The sequence below is a fragment of the Paenibacillus sp. FSL E2-0151 genome (assembly GCF_037993015.1).
GTDB lineage: Bacteria > Bacillota > Bacilli > Paenibacillales > Paenibacillaceae > Paenibacillus > Paenibacillus amylolyticus.
In genome coordinates, this window is the sequence record NZ_CP150308.1 from 1,527,306 (window position 1) to 1,540,571 (window position 13,266).

Below are 13,266 nucleotides of genomic sequence, written 5' to 3' on the forward strand. Positions count from 1 at the left end.
TGCATAGAGAAGTAAAGTTTCGCTGGCTTAAGCAGTGAAAATTTAGTGGAATTATGGATAAACGTAGGCGGCACATGGAACGATTTTCTTCTGTCAGCAATTTAATTCAGTTGTACTCTGGCTTAAAAAGTGTATAATTATTCGAAAAAGAGATGAATTTAAACGTCACTACTGTAAAGCTGTACTGCAAAACATTTCTTATCAGAGGTATTAAAAAGTTTAAATTGCGCTGATGTTAGGTCGGTGTTAAAATAATAGAACTATATCAAAAAAACGTCGCTCCATTTCAGTAGCCGTGCCAGCGGTTGCGTGTTGATTTATACAGGCTGTTTGCCGGATCGTCCGGATCAGCTCATCTCATTTAATGGCTTCTGCCCAATAGCAGGCATTATTTTTGACAGTCTCATGCTGTCACCTCTTCTATCTAGCAGGCTCTATCGCAAGCGAAAGGCCAGCTCCTCCCGTTTCATTGTTGCCTGTTGCCTATGTTCTTGATCTTTCCGAAATACTTCATTATAGAAAGGTTGCGTTCCATGAGACACATCGGATTACCTCCAAAACAGGGTCTGTATGACCCGCAGTTCGAAAAAGACGCATGCGGAATGGGTTTTGTTGCCAACATCAAAGGAGTACCTTCACACGATATCGTTAGTCAGGCACTGACTATGCTTAGTAACATGGAGCACCGTGGAGGACAGGGAAGTGAACCGAATTCCGGTGACGGAGCAGGTATCCTGATTCAGATTCCACATCGCTTTTTTGCACAGGAAGCGGAACGTCTTGGTTTTGCATTGCCTGAACAGGGATTCTATGGCGTAGGGATGTTGTTCCTTTCCCAGGACCCTGCCATTCGCAGTGCGCATGAAGAGAGCCTTAAAAAGATTATTGAAGAAGAAGGTCAGACGTTCCTGGGTTTCCGGGATGTTCCTACTTTTGATGAAATGCTTGGCCGTTCTGCGCTTGCAGCAAAACCTTATGTACGTCAGGTGTTTATTGGAAGATCCGAAGATGTGAAGGATGAGCTTGGATTCGAGCGTAAGCTGTATGTTATTCGCAGACGCGCTGAGCTGGCTATTCGTTATTCGGCAGATGAAGCAGAAGGTGGTTCGTTCTACCTTCCGAGCATGTCTTGTCGCAAAATTGTATATAAAGGCATGCTGACAACTGAACAAGTTGGCGGGTTCTATCTGGATCTGCAGGAAGAACTCGTGGAATCGGCCATTGGACTTGTGCATTCCCGTTTCAGTACCAACACCTTCCCAAGCTGGGAACGTGCCCACCCGTATCGTTTCATGATCCACAACGGTGAGATCAATACGATGCGTGGTAACGTGAACTGGATGCATGCACGGCAATCCTTGTTCGAGAGCGAGTTGTTTGGTAACGACATCGCGAAAGTAAAACCGGTTATCAATCCGGACGGTTCGGATACAGCTATGTTTGATAACACGCTGGAGTTCCTGTATCTGAGTGGTCGTTCCCTGCCACACGTGGCGATGATGATGGTTCCTGAACCTTGGAGCACAGATGAGGACATGGACCCTGCCAAAAAAGCATTTTATGAATATCACAGCACGATGATGGAGCCTTGGGATGGACCAGCAGCAATGGCCTTTACAGATGGTTTGCAAATTGGTGCAACACTTGACCGTAATGGATTGCGTCCAGCTCGTTATTATATAACCAAGGATGACCGTATTATCCTGTCCTCCGAAGTTGGGGTACTTGATATTGCGCCGGAAGAGATCCTGTACAAAGATCGTCTGCGTCCAGGTCGGATGTTGCTTGTGGATACACAAGAAGGCCGCATCATCGCGGATGAGGAAGTAAAAGCAATCATTGCAGCCGAGAATCCGTATCAGGATTGGCTTGATGAGCATTTGATGGATCTGAGCGAGTTGCCGGACGCACCGGAACTTCCTGATCCAAAACATGATAACGTGACCCAGCTTCAGCTCGCTTATGGTTATACATTTGAAGAACTACGTAAAATCCTGGAGCCGATGGCAACAACAGGTATGGAGGCTACGGGTTCGATGGGTTATGATGCACCACTGGCTGTGCTGTCGGATCGTCCGCAGCGTCTGTACAACTACTTTAAACAGATGTTCGCCCAGGTAACCAACCCGCCAATCGATGCAATCCGTGAAGAGATTGTAACGTCTACGGCAACAACCATTGGTCCTGAGCGCAACTTGCTGAATCCGGAACCGGAGAGCTGTCGCCAGATCCGTCTGGATACACCGGTATTGTCCAATGAAGACTTTGCGAAGATTCGCCATGTGCGTCGCCCAGGCTTCCGCTCCATGACGATTCCAATCTTCTTCACCGCTGCGGAAGGAGCAGAAGGACTTCGCAAAGCGATGGATTTGCTCTTCGAAGCTGCCGATCGTGTCATCGACAAAGGTCATAACATTCTGATCCTGTCTGACCGCGGTGTGGATGCAGAGAATGCTGCCATTCCTGCATTGCTTGCTGTAGCAGGTCTGCATCACCATCTGATTCGCCAGGGAACCAGAACCAAAGTCAGCATTATGCTTGAATCGGCAGAACCGCGTGATATTCACCACTACGCGTTGCTGCTGGGTTACGGTGTAAGTGCGGTGAACCCTTATCTGGCTTTCGAAACGCTGGATGACATGATTCAGCAAGGGTTGTTGCGTGGTATCTCGCATGAGAAAGCAGTGAAAAACTACATTAAAGCAGCTACCAAAGGCGTTACTAAAGTGTTGTCCAAAATGGGGATTTCTACGATTCAATCGTATCGTGGAGCTCAAATCTTCGAAGCGGTGGGTCTGAAATCAGACTTCGTTGACCGTTACTTTACCTGGACACCTTCCCGTATCGGTGGAATTGGGTTGGAAGAAGTGGCAGCCGAAGCGTTGACACATCATAACCGTGCCTTTACGGAAAAAGACGGTAACGATAAAGTATTGGATTCTGGTGGGGATTATCAATGGCGTAACGACGGAGAAGAGCATCTGTTCAATCCGCAAACCATTCATACCCTGCAACACGCGGTACGCACTGGGGATTACAAGCTGTATAAAAAATATTCCAAACTTGTGCAAGGTGAGAATGATCAATTGTTGACCATTCGTTCCATGCTGAAGCTGAAACCGGTGGGAGCTTCCATTCCACTCGAAGAAGTTGAATCCGTAGAAGATATCATGCGTCGTTTCAAAACAGGTGCAATGTCCTTCGGTTCGATCAGTAAAGAAGCGCATGAAGATCTTGCCATCGCAATGAACCGTGTTGGAGGTAAATCCAATACCGGTGAAGGTGGAGAAGATCCGGCTCGCTTCATTAAAGATAGCAACGGGGATTCCCGTCGCAGTGCGATTAAACAGGTAGCATCCGGACGTTTTGGTGTTACATCCAACTATTTGGTTAATGCCGATGAGATTCAGATTAAAATGGCTCAGGGAGCTAAACCAGGTGAAGGCGGACAGCTGCCAGGACGTAAAGTGTATCCTTGGGTTGCTGAAGTCCGTGGTTCAACACCAGGTGTAGGTCTGATCTCGCCACCACCGCATCACGATATCTACTCGATCGAAGATCTGGCAGAGCTGATCTATGACTTGAAAAATGCCAATCCGCGTGCTGAGATTAACGTGAAGCTGGTATCGGAAGTGGGCGTGGGTACCATCGCAGCTGGTGTAGCCAAAGGCCGTGCCGACATTATCCTCGTCAGCGGTTATGACGGTGGTACAGGTGCATCACCGCAAGGTTCGATTCGCCACGCAGGTATGCCTTGGGAACTAGGTCTTGCAGAGACACATCAAACGTTGATGTTGAACAATCTGCGTGACCGTGTTGTCCTCGAAACAGATGGCAAAATGCTTAACGGCCGTGACCTGGCGATTGCTGCCTTGCTTGGAGCAGAAGAGTATGGATTCTCTACGGCACCGCTCGTTGCACTTGGCTGTATCATGATGCGTGTCTGTCAGATGGATACCTGTCCGGTTGGTGTAGCGACACAGAATCCGGAATTGCGTAAAAATTATATGGGTGATCCAGCTCATGTGGTTAACTTCATGCGATTTGTTGCTGAAGATGTGCGTGAGATCATGGCTGATCTTGGTTTCCGTACGATTCAGGAGATGGTCGGACGTACAGATTGCCTCGAAACGGTAGAAGCCGTAGATCACTGGAAGAAAAAAGGTGTGGATCTGTCTGTATTGCTGCACGTGCCTGAAATGCCGGAAGGTTCTGCACGTTACCGTACACAGCATCAGAATCACCAATTGGAAGAAACGCTGGATATGCAACAATTGTTGCCACTGGCACAGTCTGCTATTGAATCCAGTCAACCGGTTGAAGCGGTGCTTCCAATTACAAACGTTAACCGTGCAGTAGGTACCATTTTGGGTAGTGAGATCACACGCAAATATGGACTCGCAGGATTGCCTGAAGATACGGTTAAATTCAAGTTTGTCGGCTCTGCCGGACAAAGCTTTGGGGCCTTTGTACCTAAAGGTATGACCTTGACCGTTGAAGGGGATTCCAATGACTACGTAGGTAAAGGACTGTCCGGAGGTAAACTGATCGTGATGCCTTCTCCGAAAGCAACGTTTGAGGCGGAAGATAACATCATTATCGGTAATACGGCTCTCTACGGAGCAACAAGCGGTGAAGCGTATATCCGTGGTATTGCGGGTGAGAGATTTGCTGTACGTAACTCGGGCGCCAAAGTAGTCGTTGAAGGTGTAGGCGACCATGGTTGTGAGTATATGACAGGTGGACGTGTCGTTGTACTGGGCGATACAGGTCGTAACTTTGCAGCAGGGATGTCCGGAGGTATTGCCTATGTGTATGATCCGGAAGGCACATTCCTGAAACGTTGTAATCTGGAAATGGTTCTTTTGGAACGTATCGAAGATGTGGCCGAAAGTGCAGATCTGCGAGGCATGATTCAACGTCATGTTGCCAACACAGGAAGTGCTGTCGGTCAGCGCGTTCTGGATAACTGGCAAGATGCGCTGAATCAGTTCGTTCGGGTTATTCCGAAGGACTTCAAACGTATGACAGAACAGATCGAACGGATTCAGGCAACAGGTTTGACTGGAGAAGCAGCGCTGCTTGCAGCGTTTGAAGCGAATATGCGTGAACTTGCACGTGCTGGAGGTTAATAACTTCCTTGTTCCAAGGTGTAAGTGCATGAACAGGTTGTATTAAGAATAATAGGAGCAATATGGTTGCCATTCCGGCACCATATTGCTCCTATTTTGCTTTCGACAAAATTAGAACCCCATCAAAAAACGTTATCGCCATGAGACGACAACATCGAGGAACTTTCTCAAGTATAATAAGGCTAGTTTTGGAGGGCAGGGAAAGTATAAAGATAAGAGAGGTTAGCGGAATGAATATGAAGCATCCAAACAGGGACGATCGTAGGCCGACAGGTAAACAAGTCGAAGCAACCCAGATGGACATCATGAAGGTGTTACTGCAATGCGGAATCGACCCGGAGCGTTGGAACCATTTCGTATCCTCCGTCAACAACAAGCGTCCTTGACACAATAGACAAGCATGGAATGAAAGGGAATTAAGACACAAAAAAAGCCCAGAAGCCAGAGAGGTTATCTCTCGGGAACTGGGTCCTCTTTTCGGGTTTAGTCCATGCTGCGTTCCATTCGGACAAATGCAATAAAACGACGTGCCTCTTCTTCTGTTAAAGACTTCCCATCAATCATCAGATCGAAGCGTTCTAACACTTCTTTGTCCGATAACTCCAAGGTATCCACGAAATCACGTACGTCTTCATCCATCACGACATCACTTTGCTTTGTACGTCCTATAAGATAATCGATAGACACATCAAAGATGTCAGCAAGTCTCGTTAACACTTCGAAATCCGGTTTACGTCGATTCTTCTCGTAGTGGGAGAGAGCAGCTCTTGTAATATGAATGGAGCTCGCAAGTTCTTCTTGAGTAAGTCCCCGCTGTTCCCGTAATTCCGCAATGCGATTTCCGTAGCTCATAAGCTATTTCCCCCTGAACGACATCAAATATATATTGAAACAATCCTGAGCCAAGTGTTTGATCAGGGCAGCTTTCCTGCAAAAGAGTAACTCCTCATGTGTTTCCTTTAACCCATTTCCATTTGTAAATAGGTCTGTCTAAGGACATCTCAAATTGTCGTAAATCAAAAGAACCATGTCCAAATACCGCTTGACATGATACGTATTGTATCGTAAATTGGACGTATGGAGTTACAAAATGTATCATTTGGGATATTTTAAGTATCTCCTGGTTGCCTGGACCATATACCTGTGAGAAGGAAGTAGAGGCAGTCCATGTAGGCTAATCCATTCTAAAGGAATGAAACCATGTATTCAATAATTCAGGAATGGGCTGATATGAAATTAAATGTCCATATGTACATTCAGGAGTTTCACGGGAAAATGGTAGACCGCAAAAGACGCCCTGTTCTGTTACTTGGAATGGACACTCAAGCAATCACCTTTCTGAGCGACCTGAACTTGCCGGTATCATCAGAAATGCTCATTGGTTTGGATGTTGAAGATCAACATGTATGTGTACGACTTCACGCAAGGTTGCAATGGAAACAGCCCTTCGGAGAGCTCACAATGTATCATTCAAACTTGCATATTCAGCACGAACAGAAACTATATATAACTGGACAGTTAAACACAATGCTTACTGAAGTTCAGTTTCCCACGGTTTCCCGTTTTCAGTATGAAAAGGCAACAGAACAAAAGGCTCTGCAAGAACCCTATCATTACATTGATTTCACCATATAATTCCAAGTCGATTCTTAACATTTTCTGAACAAAACATGTACTTAACGCCATTTTACTATATTTCATAGCGTTATGCATTAGTTCTTTAACACCAAAAGCATTTGCGCAATGAATAAAGGGGCGAGGGGGCTCATACTATTTCAGGAAGTTTGGATATGGTTGAAATGCACTGCCACATATTATCCGGCCTAGATGATGGTCCTGTTCGAATGGAGCAGTCCGTTGCGATGGCTGAGAAGGCGGCAGCCTCAGGAATTACCTCCATTATTGCTACTCCGCATCACCTGAACGGGCAATACAACAATGAACCGATGGTGGTCAATCAGGCCGTGAACCTGCTTCATGCAGAACTTCGCAAACGCAACATTCGCCTGGAGATCCGTCCCGGACAGGAGATCAGGGTGCATGACAACCTGATTGGAGACTTATATGCAGGAAAGTGCTGCACACTCGCCGGAAGTCGTTACATGTTGCTGGAACTTCCCTTTGGTCATATTCCCTCACAGTTCCCCAGGATACTGCATGAATTACGAATAGCGGGAATTACCCCTATTATTGCTCATCCGGAACGTAATCGCGTCATTTTGAAGAAGCCAAGGTTGTTGGCTGATTACTTGAGTCAAGGCGGACTATGTCAGCTTACAGCTCAATCTTTCACTGGGCTTTTCGGACGGAAAGTTCGGCAGTGGTGTTTTCATTTTTGCAAAGAAAACGGGTTTCATTTCATTTCATCAGATGCACATGATACGTGCAAAAGGACATTTGCCATAAGTGAAGGAGAGCGGGCCATCGAGCGTCGATTTGGAGCTGAAGCCGTTAAGCGGCTGGCAGAGAATGCGTCGCATATTCTATCTAATTCGTGTCTGGTCACAGAACGCTGGAAACCTCGCAAATGGCTACTGTCCATCTGGTAGTTACATAGGATAGATCACAACGTATAGGAGGAATGAAAGTGGAACTGAAAGGATATTTTCGACTCTTACAAAAGAAACTGTGGTTGATTGTTGCAATTGCTTTGATAGCCGGTGTTGGTGCAGGGGTCAAAAGCATTTTCTTCACCCAGCCCATCTATGAGGCAAGTTCCAAACTGATCGTGAACCAGACCTCTAACGTTCAAGGCCAGGCGATGATGGACTTCAGCATGATCCAAACCAATATCAAACTCATTAACTCATACAGAGAAATTATTAAATCTTCCGCCATTATGGATAAAGTCGCTACCACGTATCCGGACCTAGGCTTAACCTCTGCTCAGCTCATGAATAGCACTACCGTCTCTACAGCCAGCGAATCCCAAGTGATGAGCATAACTGTACAAGGGACTACCTACGAAAAAGCCGCAAAAACGGTCAATGCCATCTCCAACGTGTTCCAATCTCAAATCCCCCTAATCATGAAAATCGATAATGTGGCTATCCTCAGTGAAGCAAAAGTGGATAGTAACGCATCTCCAATCAATATGAAAACCACATTAAGCATCATTGTCAGTCTGTTCGCAGGTCTTGTGCTCGCGATTGCACTTGTATTCCTGATGGATTATCTGGATGACACATTCAAATCCGAAGCTGAACTTGAAAAAGAGCTGGGTCTGCCTGTGCTTACCGTGATATCCAAAATGAAAAAAGACGATCTGAAAAATACGAAAAATTACGTATCTCAACAGAAAGTGGGGGATGGCAAATATGTCGCGGCTAACCAATGAAAATAACAGTCTGGTGACCTATTTTAACTCCAAATCTCAGATCTCGGAGGGATACCGTAAATTACGGACGAACATCCAGTTCTCCTCAATCGACAGTCATATCAAAAAAATCATGGTGGCTTCCGCTGAATCCGGCGAAGGCAAGACCACAACGATTAGCAACCTGGCGGTAACCTATGCCCAGGAAGGCAAGAAAGTTCTGCTGATCGATGCGGATCTGCGTAATCCTTCTTTGCACCAGGTGTTTTCTGTACCGAATCATATCGGTCTTAGTAGTGTGCTGTCTAATCAGTACAGTGTGGAAGACGTGCTTAGAGAGAGTTACATCGACAATCTCCAATTGTTCACTTCTGGCCCAATTCCGCCGAACCCTTCCGAGATGATTGGTTCCAACCGGATGAAAAGGCTGATCGAGAAGTTAGAGGATCAATATGATGTCATCATGTTTGATACACCGCCGGTGCTTGCGGTAACGGATGCACTCATTGTGAGTTCGCTGTGTGATGGTGTGCTACTGGTCGTGAACTCGGGCAAGGTCAAGAAGGAACTGGTGAAGAAGACCAAGGCTGCTCTGGAGCATGTGAATGCACGAATTCTGGGCGCAATCCTGAACAATATCAAAAACGCTGCAGTTCCGGTGGGCTACGGAGAGAAGTAAACCTTCCATCCAATGCTCCCAAGTAAACAGGTAATGTCTACTGCACCTTTATCACTGTAGGCACTCGGTCATGCTGTGGGTTCAATGAACCTTAGACGTTAATCGTCGAAGGTATGACGTGAGGACGGGTTAGATGCCCTGGTTCAACTTTTATCAAACTAAAAAAAAAGAGGATAGGGTGGTATTTATGAAAAAAGTGAGAAAAGCAATCATTCCTGCAGCTGGACTAGGTACACGATTTTTGCCAGCCACAAAAGCGATGCCCAAAGAAATGCTCCCTATTGTGGACAAACCAACCATACAGTATATCGTTGAGGAAGCCATTGCCTCTGGAATCGAAGACATCATCATCGTAACGGGTAAAGGGAAACGGGCAATTGAAGATCATTTCGACAACGCTTTTGAATTGGAACATAACTTGCTGGAAAAAGGGAAGCTGGGCCTGCTTGAAGAGGTTCGCAAATCCTCTAACGTGGATATCCACTACATAAGACAAAAAGAGGCCAAAGGACTTGGTCATGCTGTCTGGTGTGCACGTAACTTTATCGGTGACGAACCTTTTGCCGTGTTGCTCGGAGATGACATCGTCGTATCGGAAGTTCCATGCACCAAACAATTGATCGATCAATATGATCAGGTTCAACATTCCATTGTTGGCGTACAAACCGTACTGGCTGAACAAACAGACAGATACGGCATTGTGGACCCGCTTCAATCGGATGGCCGTTTGACAGAGGTTCTCAGGTTCGTAGAGAAACCTGCCCAAGGCACAGCGCCTTCCAACCTGGCGATTATGGGGAGATACGTACTGAGTCCAGAGATTTTCGAACATCTGGAGCAACAAGAGATTGGTCAAGGGGGAGAGATTCAATTAACAGATGCGATTCAGCGCTTAAATGAGACACAAGGAGTGTATGCTTACGATTTCGAGGGAGTACGTTATGACGTGGGCGAGAAACTGGGATTCATTTTGACAACCATCGACTTCGCTCTGCAAAAACAGGAACTTAGAATTCCAATGCTGCAAGCTCTGCAACAGATTCTGGAAAAAGAGTCGGTAGAACATGTAGCCGGGGGGGAGTTTGAATGAGTCCATCTCCCCAAACGAAGGAAGCGGAGATTGTTATGGACCCAAGTCTGGGGTACAATGCATCAACGATGTCAGGACAAAATGCGGATAAAGTGTATCTATTTATGAAAAGAATGCTCGATTTGCTGGGTTCTTTCATAGGTTTGATCATTTTGTGCCCCTTGTTTGCGGTCATCGGATTACTGATCAAAATCGAGGCCCCGCAGGGGTCTGTTTTTTTTCGTCAGGTACGAGTAGGACAGAATGGGAAAGAGTTTCATATGTACAAATTCAGGTCGATGGTTGCGAATGCAGAAGATCTGCTGGAACAGCTGATTGATCAGAATGAAGTGAACGGGAATATGTTCAAAATGAAAAATGATCCCCGCATTACCCGGATTGGCAAGTTCATTCGGAAAACCAGTCTGGATGAGCTGCCACAGTTGTGGAACGTGTTCAGAGGAGAGATGAGTCTCGTTGGACCCAGACCGGCTCTGCCCAGAGAAGTGCAGAACTACACTTCCTATGACAGACAACGTCTTCAGATGATCCCGGGATGTACGGGATTATGGCAAGTCAGCGGTCGAAATAGTGTTGGTTTTGAGGAAATGGTGGAGCTGGATCTGACGTATGCCCGTGAGCGCAGCATGATGGTGGATATCAAAATTATCTTCAGAACGTTCAAGGTGCTGGTAGGTTCGAAGGATGCGTTTTGAAACACGATTCTGGCTTTGAGGTGGCATAGTAGATATGCAAAAGACCGGTATACTTGCTGCATTAAATATGAAGTCGTTTAATATCATTCTTTTTTCGCTGGTAATTGTTTTCGCAGCAATCTATCTTCCGCTAGTCTCGGTTGTTGCACTCATAGCTGTGATTCTGCTGGGCGTTTATATTAAACAGCCCAGCTGGATTTTTATGATTCTCATCGTAAGTTTTTCATTATCCATTGATAAAATATTTAGCATTCATCTGGCAGGACTGGATTCGCTGTCCTTCTACAAGCTGGCGATTCTGGGTTTTGTCGTCTCTCTTTTTCTACGCTTTGGTATTCGCAAAGAGTTGATATATCCTGCACTGGCGATTGGTTTTTTATTTGTGGAGAGTTATTTTCTATCTGATCTGCCCAGTAAGGTTAGTCCGCTCGATCCATTCAAGGCCTTTCTGGGAGTCATTGTTCCTTTTTTGTTGCTGATGCCCCATTTTTCAAGAGAGATCAGTCAACGAATTATACGTGTACTCGCATGGTTGCCGCTGTTCAGTCTGGCTGGTGGTTATATTCTGCAACTCGCCGGCATATTGTCCATTACTAACCTGGAGATGTCGGGAGTAACCCGGTTACAGGGTGCCAACATCGCCGCGCATCTGGCCATGTTGTGTTTTATCTCGATCTGCGTCTGTCTGATTCAGATCAAGCAAGGCCATCAGGTTGTTCTGTATTACATGCTTACCTTGACACATCTGGTCATTCTGGTCCAGACGGGAACAAGGGGGCCACTTATTGCGCTTATACCGATTATTCTGGTCTATCTTTTTGATCAACTAAAAGCCTTCATCAAAGGCAGAGTCAGTGCCATTATTCCTCTCATTCTGTTTGTTGTCGCTGTGGCCTATATGGTGATTGCACAGTGGGACAATTATGAGATGAGGTCAGAGAGCAAAGGCTTGTCGGGAAGGGATGTAGCCTGGAATTATTTTATTGGCAAAGCAAATGAGTATCCGATATTTGGACGTGGACTCGGCTCAACTCTTGTAGCGAATGATGGAAGTATCTTTTCCGGCTTCGTTGTTCCGCATAATGAATACATTCGTTTTTATTATGATGGCGGGTTAGTTGGAGCCATCCTGTTGTTTCTATCGCTGCTGCTGGTGTTTCGGGCTGTTTACTTCCGATTGGGCGGCATGATCCGGTTGTATTTTGCCGGTATGATTATCGGTTTCCTGACCTATTCCTTTTTTGACAATACCCTGTCCACGGTTCATCTGATTGCTCCATTCTGTATCTTCCTGAACGCGTTATATGCTACGGGAAATGGAGTCCATTCCAAGTCAGGGGCTGAAGCAGAAGTGGATATACAGATACAGCGAGCCAAGGACGTATCCTTTTCAAAGGAGATTAGAACATGAAGGTCTGTTTGATCAGTTCTACAGGCGGCCATTTTGATGAATTAACCAAAATTATTCCTGCGGTTGAAGAACATGATTATTTCCTGATTACCGAGAAAAATAAAAGCAGAAAAGTAGAATCGTCTCAGGGCAAAGTATACTTCTTAATGCAGCAAGAGCGTAAAAATGCGATGTTCTTGCTAATCTTTGTGGCTAATATTATCAAATCGTTCTTTCTATATCTGCTTGAGCGTCCAAAGGTGATCATTACAACAGGGGCGGGAGCCACATACCCTTTTTGCCTCATCGGTAAAATTTTCGGTGCCAAGCTGATTTATATCGAAAGTTATGCCAAAATCTATTCCTCCAGCGCAACCGGGAGATTGATGTACAAAATCTCGGATGAGTTCTTCATTCAATGGGAAACGTTGCAGGATAGCTATCCCAATGCGAAGTACAGGGGGGCTTTATTTTGATATTTGCTATCGTTGGAACCCAGCGTTTTCCCTTCAATCGGATGTTTGAGCTTATTGATGAGGCGATTGAGGCAGGAATTATTGAAGAAGAGGTTGTTGCCCAATCCGGATATACCGAGTATCAGCCGCGGAATTTCACTGTAATTCCTTTCCTCACGCAGGAAGAGATGAATGAATATGTGGAGCGCAGCAGATGCATTATTTCTCATGCGGGTGTTGGCTCCATTACAAATTGTCTTGAACGCGGCAAGCCCGTTATTGTCATTCCACGCCGGAAAGAATGGGGCGAACATGTGGATGACCATCAGCTTGAAATCTCCAAGGTTTTTCAGGATAACGGCTATGTGGCCGTCGCGGAGAGTCAGGCTGAATTACAAAAACTGGTTCCTTACATAGAGGAGCTGACGTTCCAGCCTTATGTGAGAAAACAGTCTGATCTGATCTCATCCATTAAAAATTACGTGAATAGTCTGTAAGAGGTATGAAGA

Annotated in this window: 12 protein-coding genes; 11 read left to right on the forward strand and 1 reads right to left on the reverse strand. The window is 45.8% G+C overall.

What is annotated here, in order from left to right:
- The first annotated feature begins 533 nt into the window (after positions 1–533).
- Both gltB and MHI55_RS06855 read left to right on the forward strand, forming a co-directional pair.
- Positions 534–5,132: a glutamate synthase large subunit gene (gene gltB / locus MHI55_RS06850; protein ID WP_340389385.1), complete on the forward strand. Its 4,599-nt coding sequence runs from the start codon at positions 534–536 to the stop codon at positions 5,130–5,132.
- Positions 5,133–5,362: 230 nt separating this feature from the next.
- The gene (locus MHI55_RS06855; protein WP_017690128.1) at positions 5,363–5,518 is read left to right on the forward strand and encodes a hypothetical protein; all 156 of its coding nucleotides are present in this window, start codon (positions 5,363–5,365) and stop codon (positions 5,516–5,518) included.
- 97 nt (positions 5,519–5,615) lie between these two features.
- On the opposite strand, the gene MHI55_RS06860 is transcribed toward MHI55_RS06855, so the two are convergent.
- Complete coding sequence (locus tag MHI55_RS06860) at positions 5,616–5,984, reverse strand: helix-turn-helix transcriptional regulator (protein ID WP_036668894.1); 369 nt, start codon at positions 5,982–5,984, stop codon at positions 5,616–5,618.
- 378 nt (positions 5,985–6,362) lie between these two features.
- Between MHI55_RS06860 and MHI55_RS06865 the strand changes: the two genes are divergently transcribed.
- The 9 genes from MHI55_RS06865 (at position 6,363) to pssE (ending at position 13,254) form a co-directional block, all read left to right on the forward strand.
- The gene (locus tag MHI55_RS06865; protein WP_340389387.1) at positions 6,363–6,767 is read left to right on the forward strand and encodes a hypothetical protein; all 405 of its coding nucleotides are present in this window, start codon (positions 6,363–6,365) and stop codon (positions 6,765–6,767) included.
- Between the two features lie 155 nt (positions 6,768–6,922).
- Positions 6,923–7,681, forward strand: coding sequence for a CpsB/CapC family capsule biosynthesis tyrosine phosphatase (locus MHI55_RS06870; protein ID WP_105597655.1), 759 nt, complete (start codon positions 6,923–6,925; stop codon positions 7,679–7,681).
- A 32-nt stretch (positions 7,682–7,713) separates the two neighbouring features.
- On the forward strand, positions 7,714–8,469 hold the full coding sequence (locus MHI55_RS06875; protein WP_340389389.1) for a Wzz/FepE/Etk N-terminal domain-containing protein: 756 nt from the start codon (positions 7,714–7,716) through the stop codon (positions 8,467–8,469).
- Entirely contained in the window at positions 8,450–9,127 is a 678-nt protein-coding gene (locus tag MHI55_RS06880) for a CpsD/CapB family tyrosine-protein kinase (protein ID WP_036611333.1), read from the forward strand. The genes MHI55_RS06875 and MHI55_RS06880 overlap by 20 nt, the downstream gene beginning before the upstream one ends.
- A gap of 187 nt (positions 9,128–9,314) precedes the next feature.
- The gene (gene galU / locus MHI55_RS06885; RefSeq protein ID WP_036611572.1) at positions 9,315–10,217 is read left to right on the forward strand and encodes a UTP--glucose-1-phosphate uridylyltransferase GalU; all 903 of its coding nucleotides are present in this window, start codon (positions 9,315–9,317) and stop codon (positions 10,215–10,217) included.
- A gap of 35 nt (positions 10,218–10,252) precedes the next feature.
- Positions 10,253–10,912 carry a sugar transferase gene (locus MHI55_RS06890; protein ID WP_243391516.1) on the forward strand — a complete coding sequence of 220 codons (660 nt, stop codon included), beginning with the start codon at positions 10,253–10,255 and terminating at the stop codon, positions 10,910–10,912.
- Between the two features lie 34 nt (positions 10,913–10,946).
- Complete coding sequence (locus tag MHI55_RS06895; protein ID WP_076319065.1) at positions 10,947–12,323, forward strand: O-antigen ligase family protein; 1,377 nt, start codon at positions 10,947–10,949, stop codon at positions 12,321–12,323.
- Positions 12,320–12,778 carry a PssD/Cps14F family polysaccharide biosynthesis glycosyltransferase gene (gene pssD, locus MHI55_RS06900; protein ID WP_340389391.1) on the forward strand — a complete coding sequence of 153 codons (459 nt, stop codon included), beginning with the start codon at positions 12,320–12,322 and terminating at the stop codon, positions 12,776–12,778. The genes MHI55_RS06895 and pssD overlap by 4 nt, the downstream gene beginning before the upstream one ends.
- The gene (gene pssE / locus MHI55_RS06905; protein ID WP_340389393.1) at positions 12,775–13,254 is read left to right on the forward strand and encodes a PssE/Cps14G family polysaccharide biosynthesis glycosyltransferase; all 480 of its coding nucleotides are present in this window, start codon (positions 12,775–12,777) and stop codon (positions 13,252–13,254) included. Before pssD ends, pssE begins: the two co-directional genes overlap by 4 nt.
- Positions 13,255–13,266 lie beyond the last annotated feature (12 nt).